This is a genomic window from Streptosporangium sp. NPDC053982 (genome assembly GCF_055585205.1).
Genome location: NZ_JBVJKQ010000015.1, coordinates 130532 through 143113, shown reverse-complemented (window position 1 = coordinate 143113; position 12582 = coordinate 130532). Strand labels below are relative to the sequence as shown.

9 protein-coding genes are annotated in these 12582 nt (G+C 73.8%); 2 read left to right on the top strand and 7 right to left on the bottom strand.

Annotated elements, in window-relative coordinates; all coding sequences use genetic code 11:
* Positions 1-71 precede the first annotated feature (71 nt).
* The gene (locus ACZ6W9_RS27140) at positions 72-1544 is read right to left on the bottom strand and encodes a M1 family metallopeptidase (protein WP_389956835.1); all 1473 of its coding nucleotides are present in this window, start codon (positions 1542-1544) and stop codon (positions 72-74) included.
* Between the two features lie 186 nt (positions 1545-1730).
* Entirely contained in the window at positions 1731-2840 is a 1110-nt protein-coding gene (gene hppD, locus ACZ6W9_RS27135; protein WP_362931127.1) for a 4-hydroxyphenylpyruvate dioxygenase, read from the bottom strand.
* 102 nt (positions 2841-2942) lie between these two features.
* Here hppD and ACZ6W9_RS27130 point away from each other — a divergent pair, with 102 nt between their 5' ends.
* Together ACZ6W9_RS27130 and ACZ6W9_RS27125 are read left to right on the top strand one after the other, a co-directional pair.
* Positions 2943-3422, top strand: a complete 480-nt coding sequence (locus ACZ6W9_RS27130) for an Lrp/AsnC family transcriptional regulator (protein WP_362931129.1) — start codon at positions 2943-2945, stop codon at positions 3420-3422.
* Between the two features lie 104 nt (positions 3423-3526).
* Positions 3527-5740, top strand: coding sequence for a transglycosylase domain-containing protein (locus ACZ6W9_RS27125; protein WP_470120296.1), 2214 nt, complete (start codon positions 3527-3529; stop codon positions 5738-5740).
* A 164-nt stretch (positions 5741-5904) separates the two neighbouring features.
* On the opposite strand, the gene ACZ6W9_RS27120 is transcribed toward ACZ6W9_RS27125, so the two are convergent.
* The 5 genes from ACZ6W9_RS27120 to ACZ6W9_RS27100 all read right to left on the bottom strand — a co-directional run bounded on the left by ACZ6W9_RS27120 (position 5905) and on the right by ACZ6W9_RS27100 (position 12578).
* Positions 5905-7908 (bottom strand): thioredoxin domain-containing protein, encoded by a 2004-nt coding sequence (locus ACZ6W9_RS27120; RefSeq protein WP_470120294.1) that lies wholly within the window; start codon positions 7906-7908, stop codon positions 5905-5907.
* Between the two features lie 83 nt (positions 7909-7991).
* Positions 7992-8786 (bottom strand): SDR family NAD(P)-dependent oxidoreductase, encoded by a 795-nt coding sequence (locus ACZ6W9_RS27115; RefSeq protein WP_470120292.1) that lies wholly within the window; start codon positions 8784-8786, stop codon positions 7992-7994.
* Positions 8786-9997, bottom strand: a complete 1212-nt coding sequence (locus tag ACZ6W9_RS27110) for a ketopantoate reductase family protein (protein WP_470120290.1) — start codon at positions 9995-9997, stop codon at positions 8786-8788. Before ACZ6W9_RS27110 ends, ACZ6W9_RS27115 begins: the two co-directional genes overlap by 1 nt.
* On the bottom strand, positions 9994-11265 hold the full coding sequence (locus tag ACZ6W9_RS27105; RefSeq protein WP_470120288.1) for an amidohydrolase: 1272 nt from the start codon (positions 11263-11265) through the stop codon (positions 9994-9996). Before ACZ6W9_RS27105 ends, ACZ6W9_RS27110 begins: the two co-directional genes overlap by 4 nt.
* Entirely contained in the window at positions 11262-12578 is a 1317-nt protein-coding gene (locus tag ACZ6W9_RS27100; RefSeq protein ID WP_389956815.1) for an amidohydrolase, read from the bottom strand. The genes ACZ6W9_RS27105 and ACZ6W9_RS27100 overlap by 4 nt, the downstream gene beginning before the upstream one ends.
* Positions 12579-12582 lie beyond the last annotated feature (4 nt).

The window sequence follows — 12582 nt, the reverse complement described above, 5'->3', positions numbered from 1 at the left end:
CGGGTGCCGGGACGCGGCCGGGCCGGTGCGGTGCGGCCGGTGGTCCCGGGGCGGATCCGGCCTGGCGGGTGTCAGGCGGCGGGTCTGACCGGTTTGAACAGCCAGGCGTCGAAGAGGGCGTCGAGCTGCCTGCCGGAGATCCGCTCCGCCAGGGCGACGAACTCCTCGGTCGTCACGTAGCCGTAGCGGTGCTCGGCCGTCCAGGTCCGCAGGACCTTGAAGAACGCCGCGTCGCCGATGCTCCGCCGCAGCGCGTGCAGCGCCATCCCGCCGCGCCGGTAGACGGAGTCGTTGAACAGGTCCTGCGACTGCGCGCGGCCGGGGGGATACTTCCAGATCGCGTCGCCCGCGGGGTGCGCGTCGTACGTGGCGCGGAAGGACCGCTCGGCGGGGACGCCGTTGTGCTCCTTCCACAGCCACTCGGCGTACGTCGCGAAGCCCTCGTTGAGCCACAGGTCCTTCCACCGCCGGATGCTCAGGCTGTCGCCGAACCACTGGTGGGCCAGCTCGTGGGCGACGGTGTCGTCGTCGGGGACGAACCCGCCGTACATGGGCTTGGTCTGGTTCTCCAGGGCGTAACCCGCGGAGAAGTCGTCGATCACGCCGCCGGTGGAGGAGAACGGGTAGGGGCCGAACACCGTGCTCCAGTAGTCGGTGATCCGCCCCGACTGGCTGTACAGCCTGCCCAGGGAGTCGCGGTAGCGGGGGTCGACCGCCGCGAGGTTCGCGATCCCGGAGGCCGTCGTGCCCTGACGCAGCTCGAACCGGCCCAGCGTGATGGTGGCGAGGTAACTCGCCATGGGGTGGCTCTCGCGCCAGCGGAAGGTCGTCCTGCCCCCGCTCGTCACCGGGGCGCCGACCATCTCGCCGTTGGCCAGCACGGTCAGTCCGGCCGGGACGGTGACCTCGAAGTCGTAGCGGGCCTTGTCGGCGGGATGGTCGTTGCCGGGGAACCAGGTCTTGGCGCCGTTGGGCTCGCTGGTGACGAAGGCGCCGTCACGGGTCGGGATGAATCCGTAGGTGCCGAGGTTGGAAGAACCGGTGATCGGCTTGGGCTCACCGTCGTAGGAGACCACGACGGTGAAGCGGCCGGAGGCCGAGAGGGGCGTCGCGGGAGTGACGGTCAGCTCGGTGCCGGCCCGGGTGAACGTCGCCGCCCGCCCGTCCACGGTGACCCGGGCGACGCGGAAGCCCGACAGATCGAGGTTGAACGCGTCCAGGTCCTGGGTGGCCTTCGCCGTGATCGTGGCCACGCCCTCCAGGCGCCGGGAGGGCGGATCGTAGCCGATCCGCAGGCCGTAGTGCTCGACGTCGTAGCCGCCGTTGCCGTCGGTGGGGAAGTCGGGATCGCCGATCCCGGGGGCCCCGATCCGCCCCGATCGCCGGGCGTCGTGCCGGGGCGCCGGATCGCCGTCGGCGACGTGGGCCGCGGGGGCCGCCTCCCCCTTCGATGCCGTGCACGCGGTCGCGCCGACCCCGCCGAACGCGGCGAGCGTGCTGAGAAACGTGGCGGTTGCCCCGATGGCCAGTCGACCGGACGCCATGCCCGTGGATCCCCCTTCCGGGCCCGGACCGTGCCGGGCACCGCACGCAGACTACGTGACGGGGAGGTGCTACCCACGGTAACGGAGCATCGGCCGGGGGTGTCCGTGGGGTCGTGTCGCGGATGACCCGTTCGCGCCGCGGCCTTTCCGGGCGGCAGGACGCCCGGAAAGGCCGCGCGGGCGGCGTCAGAGGTTGCCGCGGCGGTCCTGCTCGCGCTCGATCGCCTCGAAGAGCGCCTTGAAGTTGCCCTTGCCGAAGCCGAGCGAGCCGTGCCGCTCGATCAGCTCGAAGAACACCGTCGGGCGGTCCTGAACCGGCTTGGTGAAGATCTGCAGGAGGTAGCCGTCCTCGTCGCGGTCGACCAGGATCTTGCGCTTCTTCAGCTCCTCGATCGGGGCGCGGACCTCGCCGATGCGGGCGCGCAGCTCCGGGTCGTCGTAGTAGGAGTCGGGCGTGTCGAGGAAGTCGACGCCGGCGGCCCGCATGTGGTCCACGGCGCTGAGGATGTCGTTGGTGGCCAGCGCGACGTGCTGGACGCCCGGACCGCCGTAGAACTCCAGGTACTCGTCGATCTGCGACTTCTTCCGGGAGACCGCCGGCTCGTTGAGCGGGAACTTCACCTTGCGGGTGCCGTCCGCGACGACCTTCGACATCAGCGCCGAGTACTCGGTGGCGATGTCGTCGCCGACGAACTCGGCCATGTTGGTGAAGCCCATGACCTTCTTGTAGAACTCCACCCACTCGTCCATCCGGCCGAGCTCGACGTTGCCCACGCAGTGGTCGACGGCCTGGAAGAAGCGGCCGTTCTTCACCGCGGGCGCCGCGACGATCGGCTCGGCGGCGACGAAGCCCGGCAGGTACGGCCCGCTGTAGTTGGACCGGTCGACCAGGGTGTGCCGGGTCTCGCCGTAGGTGGCGATCGCCGCCATCACGACCTTCCCGTGCTCGTCCTCCACGGTGTACGGCTCGGCCAGCCCCCGGGCGCCCTGGGAGATCGCGTAGGAGTAGGCGGCCTCCACGTCGGGGACGTCGATGGCCAGGTCGATGATGCCGTCGCCGTGCTCGGCGACGTGCCGGGACACCCCGGTGCCCGCGCGCACCGCGCCACGCAGCTCGAACCGGGCGCCGCCGGAGGTCAGGACGTAGGAGACCTCGTCACGGCTGCCGGTCTCGGGCCCCCGGTACGCCACCAGCTTCATGCCGAAGGCGCTGGAGTAGTAATGGGCGGCCTGCTTGGCGTTGCCCACGGCGAAGACCACGGCGTCCATGCCGTTCACAGGAAAGTTGTCCCTCATGCCGATACTTTCGGATTTCATGAGCTGTGTGCGCAAGAGTTACGTGAATTACTGGACAATATGCCCATTCGGCCGCGCACCTTCCGGGGGTATCTGGACATCATGACGATCGATCAGCTCGACGCCCGGCTCATCGCCCTGCTCACCAGGGAACCGAGGCTCGGGGTGCTGGAGTGCTCCCGGCGGCTGGGCGTGGCCCGGGGCACCGTGCAGGCCCGCCTCGACCGGCTGTCCGCCCGGGGAGTGATCACCGGGTTCGGGCCCGACGTGTCACCCGCGGCGCTCGGCTACGACGTCACCGCGTTCGTCACCCTGCAGATCCGTCAGATCAGCGGGCACGACCCGGTCGTCGACCAGCTCGCCGCCATCCCCGAGGTGCTGGAGGTGCACACGATCACCGGCGGGGACGACATGCTCTGCCGGGTCGTGGCGCGCAGCAATGCCGATCTCCAGCGGGTCATTGACCTGATCGTTGACGTCCACGGGGTGGTCAGGACCTCGTCGGTGATCGCCTTGGACACTCCCGTGCCATACCGGGTCCTCCCTTTGGTGGCCGATGTGCCGCGCCAGGTCAAGAGCTAGCCGTACCATCCCAAGCAGGGTTCAGGCACCGTTATGCATCGTTTACCCTTACGGTTCGCGCAGCTGACGGGGGGTCGGCCGCGCCAGGGGATGGGGGTCACCGCGTGCGAGAGGGCGGGAAGAGAAGGCCGGGACGGCGGTTCCTGCGGCTGACGCTGATCGCCTTGGGCGTCGTCATCGTCTCCATGGTGGGCGTTCTCGGGGTGGTGTGGGCGATGACCCCCATCCCGGACAGCACACAGCCGAAGGCCACCGCGCAGGGCTCGGTGATCTACTATCGCGACGGCAAGACCGTGCTGGCCAAGCAGGGGGTCAACCGCCGCAGCGTGCCCCTGGCCCAGGTGCCGGAGAGCGTCAGGAACGCCGTCATCGCCGCCGAGAACCGCTCCTTCTACGACGACAAGGGCGTCTCGCTCAGGGGCACCTTCCGCGCCATGTGGTCCACGGTCACCGGTCAGCAGCTCCAGGGCGGCTCGACGATCACCCAGCAGATGGTCCGCAACTACTACAGCGGCCTGAGCCAGGAACGTTCCATCGTCCGCAAGCTCAAGGAGGTGATGATCTCCTTGAAGGTCGACCAGTCCAAGCCCAAGGACTGGGTGCTGGAGCAGTACCTCAACACGATCTACTTCGGCCGGGGCGCCGACGGCGTCCAGGCCGCGGCCCAGGCGTACTTCGGCAAGGACGTCGCCAAGCTCGACGTCGCCGAGGGCGCCTACCTCGCCGCGGTGATCCAGCAGCCGTCCCGGTTCGCCGACCCGCACGGCGCCGACCTCGACGCCGCCCGGACGCGCTGGCGGTCGGTGGTCGACGGCATGACGCAGATCGGCGCGCTGACGCCCCAGCAGGCCGCCGCCACCACCTTCCCCACCCTCAGGAAGCCCCGCCCGGTCTTCTCCCTCAAGGGCCAGCAGGGCTACATGCTCGACCAGGTGGCCGCCGAGCTCAAACGCCGGGGATACACCGACGAGGCCGTCAACCAGGGCGGCCTGAAGATCGTGTCGACCTTCGACAAGAACCTCATGGCCGCGGCCCAGCGGGCCGTCACCTCCGTCATGCCCGCCGGCACCACGAAGAAGGTCCGCACCGGCCTGGCCGCCGTCGACCCCGGCACCGGCGAGGTCGTCGCCTTCTACGGCGGGCGCGACTACGACGCCAACAAGTTCGACAACTCCTTCTCCGCCAAGGTGCAGGCCGGCTCGACGTTCAAGGCGTACACGCTGGCCGCGGCGCTGGAGAACGGCCTCGGCCTCGGCACGCGGGTGAACGGCAACTCGCCGATGACGGTCGCCTCCGCCCCCGAGGACCCCATCCCCAACTCCGGCGGCACCTCCTACGGCCAGATCGACCTCGTCACCGCCACCCGCAACTCGGTGAACACCGCCTTCGTCGACCTCGGGCAGAAGGTCGGCCTGGACAAGGTCGTCAAGGCGGCCAAGGCCGCGGGCATCCCCGCCGAGCAGCTCACCCCGCACCGCGGCGCGCCCACGCTCCCGCTGGGCGTGGCGTCGGTGAGCGCGGTGCAGAACGCCTCCGGCTTCGCCACGTTCGCCGCGGGCGGCGTCCACCGTGACGCCCACGTGATCCGGTCGGTGACCGACGCCCTGGGCAAGGTCACGAAGTTCGACGCCAAGGGCAGGCGGGCCTTCGGCGAGCAGACCGCCGCCGACGCCACCTACGCGCTCACCCAGGTCGTCGAGGGCGGCACCGGCTCGGCCGCCCGCCTCTACGACCGGCCGGTGGCCGGCAAGACCGGCACCACCGACGGCTCGGCGTCGGTGTGGTTCGCCGGTTTCACCCCGCAGCTCGCGACCGCGGTGGACATGTTCCGCGACGACCACAAGCCGGTGGTCATCAACGGGGCCGTCCAGTACGGCGGAAGCTACCCCGCGCAGGTCTGGCGGGCCTTCATGGCCGAGGCGATGAAGGGCAAGCCGGTCAAGGAGTTCCCCGAGCCGTCCGACTACGGCTACGACCCCTACGGCGGCGACGGCCCCTCCGCCTCGCCCGACGACGGCTACGGCGACGACGGCTACGGCGACGGCGGCTTCCGCGACGACCCGTCCGCCCCGCCGTTCGACGACGGCCCGCCGTCCCCCGACCCCGGGGACCGCGGGACCGGCCCCCGGGACGACGGCCCCGGGGACGGCCAGGGCGACGGCACGGGCCCGCAGAACGACCCCCGGAACGGCCCACCGGACCGCACGGGCGACGGCGGCCCCGGCCAGGGCTTCGGCGACGGGACCGGCGGCGGCGACCCCCGCACCCAGGACCCCGCCCGGCAGGAGGGCCCCGCCCAGCGGTTCCCCGTCGGCTGACCGCGCCGGGCGCCCCGGACGGCCCCCGCCTTCCAGAGGTTCCCGTCGCCTGACCGCTCCGCCGCGTCCCGGACGGCTCCCACACGGATGCCGCGGATGACGCGGTGATCCGCCCGGCCCCGCGGCGGCCTTTTCGGCCGGCCCGGGGCCGCGCCGCCCGCGGGTCAGGCGGTCAGCTCGGCCCGGAGCGCCTCCGGCGTGGTGACGGGCATCCGGCAGGCGAACCCGCGGCACACGTATGCCGCCGGGGCCCCGTCCACCGTCCCCCGGCCTTCCAGGAGGGGGACGTCGGCCGTGCCGGGCTCGCCGAGCGCCACGACCATGCCCGGAGCGGGCGACATCAGGGCCGCACGGTGCAGCGCGACGGTCGCCGGGTCACCGGCCGGGCCCACCACCGCGACCTCCACGGGGCCGGAGACGGCCGCCTGGGCCACCGCCAGCCCCCACCCGGCGAACCGGGCGTGCCGGTCGGCCAGGACGCTCACCGTGCCCAGAGCCGCCTCCGCGGCCTCCCGGTGCCGGGCCGAACCGGTCAGCGCCCCGTACGACAGCAGCGCGCCCGCGACGGCGAACCACCCCGACGGGGTCGCGTTGTCGGTGGGGTCCTGCGGGCGCTGAAACAGCCGCTCGGCGTCATCGGCGGTGTCGAAGAACCCACCGGCGCCGTCCGCGAACCGGTCGAGCGCGCCGTCCAGCAGCGTCCCGGCGAGCCGGAACCAGCGGACCTCACCGGTCACGCCGTACAGCGCGAGCAGACCCTCGGCCAGGTCAGCGTAGTCCTCCAGGACGCCGGCGCCGGTGCCGGCCCGGCCGCCGAGCGACGTGCGCAGCAGCCGGCCTCCGTCGACGTGCACCTCGTCGACCAGGGTGGCCGCCGCCCGCGCCGCCTCCACCAGGTCGGGCCGGTCGAACAGCGCCCCGGCCTCGGCGAGGGCGGCGATCGCCAGGCCGTTCCAGGCGGCCACCACCTTGTCGTCGCGGCCGGGCCGTACCCGCTCGGACCGGGCGGCCAGCAGGGCGGCGCGGACGCGGGCGAACCGCTCGGGGTCGTCGGGGTCGGCCAGGAGCTGCAGCACCGAGGCGCCGTGCTCGAACGTGCCGGTCACCTCGAACAGCGAGACGGCCCAGGCTCCGTCGTCCTCGCCCAGGACCCCGGTGATCTCCTCGGGCGTCCAGACGTAGAACCTCCCCTCCACGCCCTCGCTGTCGGCGTCCAGCGCCGAGGCGAAACCGCCCTCGGGTGTGCGCATCTCGGCCAGCAGCCAATCGGCGGTCTCCAGCGCCACCCGCCGGGCGAGCACCGACCCGGTCGAGCGCCACCAGTGCGTGTAGACCCGCAGCAGCAGGGCGTTGTCGTAGAGCATCTTCTCGAAGTGCGGCACCACCCAGCCGGCGTCCACGCTGTATCGGGCGAAGCCGCCGCGCAGCTGGTCGTAGATGCCGCCCCGCGCCATCGCCTCCAGCGTCCGCTCGGCCATGGCCGCCGCCTCGCCCGCGGCGCTCCGGTCGCCCTCCGGGGCGGTGGGCCGGGAGGCGGCGGCGTAGCGCAGCAGGAACTCCAGGGCCATCGACGGCGGGAACTTCGGCGCCCCGCCGAACCCGCCGCGGTCGGGGTCGAAGGACTGCCGCAGGCTCCGCACGGCCCGGTCCAGCGTGTCGCGGTCCGGCACCGGGCCCGACGGCAGCGCCGCCTGCTCGTTCAGCGCCTGGACGATCTTCGAGCCCTGGTCCAGCACCGCCTCGCGGTCACGGGCCCAGGCGCTCGCGACCCCGGTCAGCAGCCGCTGGAAGTGGGGCCGCGGGAAGTACGTGCCGGCGTAGAAGGGGTGCCCGTCCGGGGTGGCGAAGACCGTCATCGGCCACCCGCCCTGGCCGGTCATGGCCTGGGTCGCGGTCATGTAGACCGCGTCCACGTCCGGACGCTCCTCCCGGTCGACCTTGACGTTGACGAAGTGCTCGTTCATCAGCGCGGCGGTCTCGCCGTCCTCGAAGGACTCGTGCGCCATGACGTGACACCAGTGGCAGGCCGAATAGCCGACGCTGATCAGCAGCGGCACGTCCCTGCGCCGGGCCTCGTCGAACGCCTCCTGTCCCCAGGGGCGCCATTCGACGGGGTTGTCCGCGTGCTGCAGCAGGTACGGGGAGGTCTCACCGGCGAGCCTGTTCATACGCCCACACTCTCACAGGCCCCGGCGCCGCCTCGCGGGCGTGCCGGGGCCGCGCTCCCGGCGGACCGGGAGGAGACGGCGGGTCAGCGGGGTGACTGCGCCGAGGTGGGTTCCGTCCAGTGCACCGGAAGCGCGGGGTTGCCCGCCGACGAGCCGCCGTCCACCCGCAGCACCGCGCCGGTGGTCCAGGAGGCCTCGGGTGAGGCGAGGAAGAACACCGCGGCGGCCACGTCGGCCGGCTGCCCGATCCGGCCGAGCGGGTTGCCGGAGACCGCCGCCGCGTACTCCTCGGTGATCGGGTTGACCTCCTGGCTGCTGCCGGCCACGAACCCGGGCGACACGGCGTTCACCCGGATCCCCGCGGCGCCCAGCTCGACCGCGCAGGAGCGGGTGAGCATCTCCAGCGCCGCCTTGGACGTCGAGTAGTGCGCCGCGCCCGGTCTGGCCCGGATCGCCGCGCCCGAGGCCAGGTTGACCACGCTCGCCGGGCGGCCCTCGGCCACGGCCAGCCGGGCCAGCGCCACCGTGGTCAGCATGGGGGCCCGGGTGTTGACGGCCAGCACGTGGTCCCACATCGGCGCGGTCATCTCCAGCAGCGGGGTCGCGGGCCAGATGCCCGCCGCGTTCACCAGCACGTCCACCGGGCCGGACCTCTGCCACGCCCGGTCGACGACCTCCCCCGCGCCGGGGCCGCCCAGGTCCGCCGTGACGGCGTCCGTGGCGACGCCGTACGCCGACGCGATCGCGCCGAGCCGCTCGCGCAGCGGCTCCTCCCGGGCGTCGACCCCGGTGATCCGGTCGCCCGCCGCGGCGAACCGTTCGGCGATGGCGCCGCCGAGGCCGCCCGCGACTCCGGTGATCAGTACGTGACGTGACATCAGGTGTTCCTCTCCTCGTCGTGAAGCGCCTCGGGGTCCCCGCCGGGGGCCTCGCCGTGAACCGTGTCCGGTGCCTCGCCGTGAACCGCGCCCGGTGTCCCGCCGTGAACCGCGCCCGGTGTCCCGCCGTGAACCGCGCCGGGGCTCCCGCCGTGAACCGCGCCGGGGCTCCCGCCGTACGCCGTGCCGGTGTTCCCGCCGAGGACCGCGTGTTCGAGCTCGGCCGGGTTGTCCCGGGACATCGGCCGCCGTCCGGCCTCCAGCTCGCCGATCAGCCGGAGCACGGCCTCGACGCCGGGGCACCGGAGGCCGTGGCCTTCCGCGAGGCGCAGTACGGGGCCGTACTGGGCCGGGACCTCCGTGGGGCGGCGCCGGACCGCCAGGTCCCGCCAGATGCCGGTCCTGGTCTTCGGCTGCGTGCGCAGCCAGGCGCAGAACCCGGCCAGGGCGGCGCGCGTGAGGTCCGGCGGCGCGTCCTCGGCGAACGCGTCCGCCCGCCAGGCGTCGAACGACTCCGGCGTGACCCCCTGCGCCGCGGCGACGGCGTAGACCTCCCGGGCCAGCGCGACGGTGAGCCCGGGATGCCGCTCGATGGTGTCGGCGACCGGGTCGTCGCTGGTGGCGCTGGCCGCGGCGACCGCGCCGTAGGCGAGCTTGGACCACAGGAAACCGGCGACGTTCCCGTTCGCCGTCGCCGGGCCCCACGCCTGAAGGTCCGCGACGATCCTCCGCACCCGGGGGCCGGCCGTGCCGTCGAGCTCGCCGACCACCAGCGCGCCGGGCCCGCCGTCGGCGATCACCCCCGGCTCGACCAGGTCGGCGAACAGGTTCACGAAGGCGGAGACGGTCCGCCGGGCCCCCACGGCCGCCGCGATCTCCGGTTCGCACAGGCCGTTCTGCAGGCTCACCACGAACCCGTCCTCGGCCAGCCTGGGGGCGATCCACCGCGCGGCCGTCGCGGTGGCGTTCGCCTTCACCGCGAGCAGCACGTCGTGCAGCGGTTCCGTCACCTCGCCGGGGGTGCGGGCCTCGATCCGCACGGTCCGCTCGGTGCCGTCGGCGCGGCGGATGGTCAGGCCCCGCTCGCGCACCGCCGCCACCTGCGCGGCGTCGGAGTCGACGACGAGCACCCGGTGGCCGGCCCCGGCCAGGTGGAAGGCGATCGTGCCGCCGATGGCGCCACCGCCGACGACGGTGTAGGTCCCGCTCACCACTGTCCTCCTCGTACGGCTCGCTCCAGCCAGGCCACCGCCACCGGCAGCACCTCCTCGTCCACGTCGAATCCGGGGGAGTGGGGAGGGCCGGGGCCGTCCGACCCGACGACGGCGTAGCCCGCCACGCCCCCCGCCTCCTGCACGGCCCGCATCAGCAGGCTCGCGTCGTCGCTCGCGCCGAGCGGATGGGTGGCGCGCACCTCGGCCAGCCCCTCGGCGGCGGAGGTCAGCGCCGCCGCGACCGCCGGGTCGGTCGTGGCCGCGGTTGCGTGCCCGGTGCGGGTCAGTTCGACGTCGACCTCGTGCATCGCCGCGGCGGCGCGTACGACGACCTCGGCGCGCCGCGCCAGCTCGTCCGCCACGCCGGCCGTGTCCGCGCGCGTCTCGTACGCCAGCTCCGCCTCTCCGGCGATCACGTTGGCCGCGACCCCGCCCTGCAGCCGCCCGACGTTGATCCGCGTGGCCGCCCCGGCGAAGCGGGGCAGCGCGTGCAGGTTCAGCGTGGCCGTCGCGGCGGCGAGGAGCGCGTTGCGCCCCTGTTCGGGCGCCTTGGCGGCGTGCGCCTCGCGGCCGGTGAACCTGGCCAGGTGCTTGGACGTGGCGATCAGCTCGGTGGCCGCCGGGGCGAGCCGCCCGCTGGGCAGGCCGAATCCGAGGTGGATCGCGAGCAGCACGTCCACGTCCGCGCAGGCGCCCGCCGCCACCATGGGCTGCGCGCCGCGCACCCCCTCCTCGGCGGGCTGGAACAGCAGCCGCACGGTGCCGGGGAAGTCGCGTGTGGACAGGGCCGCGGCCAGGGCGAGGCCGATCGCGACGTGCCCGTCGTGGCCGCAGGCGTGCATCACGCCCGGGTGCCGGGAGGCGAAGCCCCGCAGAAGCGGCGGGTGGCCGTCGTCGGCCGTCTCGGTGATGGGCAGCGCGTCCATGTCGAAGCGCAGCGCGACCGTCGGTCCGGGCCGGTCGCCGCGCAGGGCGGCGACCACGGCGGTGCAGCCGCCGGAGAACCGGGTCACCAGGTCCTCCGGCACGCCCTCGGCCGCCGCGCGGCCGGCCGCGTGCTTCAGCACGGCCGCTCCGGGCAGGCCGGGCAGCCCGGCCGCGTCGAACACCTCCCGCCCGGAGCGGACGCTCCAGCCGAGGTCGCGCAGCGCGGTGTCGACCCTGGCGGCGGTGCGGATCTCGGTGAAGCCGAGCTCGGGGTGGGCGTGCAGGTCACGGCGTACGGCGACCACGTCGGTCACGTCGCGGGGCCACGGGGACGTCATGACGGCAGGTCCGGCCCGCTGACGGCGAACTCCGCCCGCGCGGCGTCGAACAGCTCGGGGTCGGCGAGCAGGTCGGCTCCGGCGCAGGCCAGCGCGGTGGCCATCCGCAGCATGGCCTGCTGCGCCCGGGGCAGGGCGACCGCCTCGGCCATGGCCGCGGAGTGGGTCGGCGTGCCGGTGTCCATCACCTGCAGGTAGGGGTGGACGGTCGGCAGCACCAGGCTGACGTTGCCGATGTCGGAGGAGCCGGTGCCGCCGCGCAGCACCGGCTGCTCGACGGTGACGCCCTGGCGGCGCAGGTGCCCGGCGACCAGGCCGGCGATCAGGTGGTTGTTCTTGCGTTCGGCGTAGCCGAGTCCCCGGCTGATCCGGACCGTCGTCCCGGTCGCGGTGGCGGCGGCGCCGGCGACCGCCTCGACCCGGCCGACGATGTCGTCCACGACGTCGCCGGTGAGCGCCCTGACCATGAACTCGGCGCGGGTGTAGGCGGGCACCACGTTGGGCGCGTCACCGCCGTGCGTGATGATCCCGTGCAGGCGGCTGGTCTCCGGCACGAACTGGCGCAGCGCGTCCACCCCGGTGAAGAACTGGATCATCGCGGCCAGCGCGCTGCGCCCGTCCTGGGCGCTGGCGGCCGCGTGCGCGGCCACGCCGTGGAACTCCAGCACGAGCTGGCGGGTGGCGGTGGCGTGCCGGATCGGCATCGTCGTGTCGCCGGGATGGAACATCAGCGCGGCGTCCACGCCGTCGAACACGCCGGCCTCCAGCAGCAGCACCTTGCCGCCCGCGCCCTCCTCGCCCGGCGTGCCGACGCAGGTCACCGTGCCGGGCAGCTCCGGCGCGGCGCGGCGCAGCGCGATCGCCGCGCCGGCCCCGCCGGCCGCGATCAGGTTGTGCCCGCACCCGTGCCCGATGCCGGGCAGCGCGTCGTACTCGCAGAGGAAGGCGAGCACCGGCGACCCGGCGCCCGCGGTGCCGCGGAACGCGGTGGGCAGGCCGCCCACCCCCTCCTCCACCGCGAAGTCCGCGCGCAGCAGGTCGGTCAGCCGCCCGGCCGCGTACTTCTCGTTCATCGCCAGCTCGGGGTGGGCGTGCAGGTCCAGGCTCAGGCCGATCAGGTCGTCCGACAGCCCGCGGATCTCTTCCTCGATCCGCTCGTGGATCTCGGCGGCGGCGCCGCTCACAGGGATCTCCTTCGTCGTGGGGTGGGTCGGCCGTACGGCGGGCCGGCCGCCGTACGGGTCGTACGGGGAGAGCCGGCCGTACGGCGGCCCGGCCGCCGTACGGGGCGTGCCCGCCGTACGGCCGGGCATGTGA

What these genes read in the sequence shown, in the direction of transcription:
- hppD (WP_362931127.1), bottom strand. Translation starts at nt 2,840, where the DNA reads ATGAGGGACAACTTTCCTGTGAACGGCATGGACGCCGTGGTCTTCGCC.
- ACZ6W9_RS27115 (WP_470120292.1), bottom strand. Translation starts at nt 8,786, where the DNA reads ATGTCACGTCACGTACTGATCACCGGAGTCGCGGGCGGCCTCGGCGGC.
- ACZ6W9_RS27100 (WP_389956815.1), bottom strand. Translation starts at nt 12,578, where the DNA reads ATGCCCGGCCGTACGGCGGGCACGCCCCGTACGGCGGCCGGGCCGCCG.
- ACZ6W9_RS27140 (WP_389956835.1), bottom strand. Translation starts at nt 1,544, where the DNA reads ATGGCGTCCGGTCGACTGGCCATCGGGGCAACCGCCACGTTTCTCAGC.
- ACZ6W9_RS27130 (WP_362931129.1), top strand. Translation starts at nt 2,943, where the DNA reads ATGACGATCGATCAGCTCGACGCCCGGCTCATCGCCCTGCTCACCAGG.
- ACZ6W9_RS27105 (WP_470120288.1), bottom strand. Translation starts at nt 11,265, where the DNA reads ATGACGTCCCCGTGGCCCCGCGACGTGACCGACGTGGTCGCCGTACGC.
- ACZ6W9_RS27120 (WP_470120294.1), bottom strand. Translation starts at nt 7,908, where the DNA reads ATGAACAGGCTCGCCGGTGAGACCTCCCCGTACCTGCTGCAGCACGCG.